General features: G+C 66.5%; 1 protein-coding gene. It reads left to right on the top strand.

Annotated features, from left to right (window positions below):
* On the top strand, window positions 1-1,055 hold a 1,055-nt coding region (locus ACFVYN_RS41405), incomplete at both ends, for a condensation domain-containing protein (RefSeq protein ID WP_390008116.1).

Below are 1,055 nucleotides of genomic sequence, written 5' to 3'. Positions count from 1 at the left end.
CGGGTGCCGTTGTCGTTCGGGCAGCAGCGGTTGTGGTTCCTGGGCCAGCTCGAGGGTCCGAGCGCGACGTACAACAGCCCGATCGTGCTGCGGTTGTCAGGTGATTTGGATCAGGGGGCGTTGGCGGCCGCGTTGCGGGATGTGCTGGTGCGGCATGAGGCGCTGCGGACGGTGTTTCCGGTGGTGGGTGGTGAGCCTTATCAGCGGGTGCTGGGTGTCGATGAGCTGGTGTGGGACTTGGGGGTGGTGGAGGTCGGGCCTGAGGGGTTGTCGGGTGCTGTGGCTGGGGCGGCGGGGTGTGGGTTCGATCTGTCGGTGGAGGTGCCGGTTCGGGCGACGTTGTTCGTGGTGGGGCCGGGTGAGTGGGTGTTGGTGTTGGTGGTGCATCACATTGCGGGTGATGGGTGGTCGATGGGGCCGTTGGCGCGTGATGTGTCGGTGGCGTACGAGGCGCGGTGTGAGGGTCGGGTGCCTGTGTGGGGGCCGTTGCCGGTGCAGTACGCGGATTATGCGTTGTGGCAGCGGGAGTTGTTGGGGGATGCGGGTGATCCGTCGAGTGTGATGGCTCGTCAGGTGGCTTATTGGCGGGGTGAGTTGGCGGGTGTGCCGGTGGAGTTGGGGTTGCCGTTCGATCGGGTTCGGCCGGCGGTGGCGAGTCATCGTGGGTATGGGGTGCCGTTTGGGGTGTCGGCGGGGGTGCATGCGCGTTTGGTGGAGTTGGCGCGGGCTGAGGGTGTGACGGTGTTCATGGTGTTGCAGGCGGGGTTGGCGGTGGTGTTGTCGCGGTTGGGGGCGGGGGAGGACGTTCCGATCGGGTCTGCGGTGGCGGGGCGTGTGGATGAGGCGCTGGATGATCTGGTCGGGTGCTTTGTGAATACGTTGGTGGTGCGTACGGATCTGTCGGGGGATCCGTCGTTTGTTGAGGTGTTGGGGCGGGTGCGTGAGCGGTCGTTGGGGGCGTTCGCGCATCAGGATGTGCCGTTCGAGCGGCTGGTGGAGGAGTTGGCGCCGACGCGTTCGCTGGCCCGCCACCCGCTGTTCCAGGTCGTACTGAC

The sequence above is a fragment of the Streptomyces sp. NPDC058307 genome (genome assembly GCF_042880295.1).
Classification (GTDB): domain Bacteria; phylum Actinomycetota; class Actinomycetes; order Streptomycetales; family Streptomycetaceae; genus Streptomyces.
This window is presented reverse-complemented; position numbering and strand designations above follow the sequence as displayed.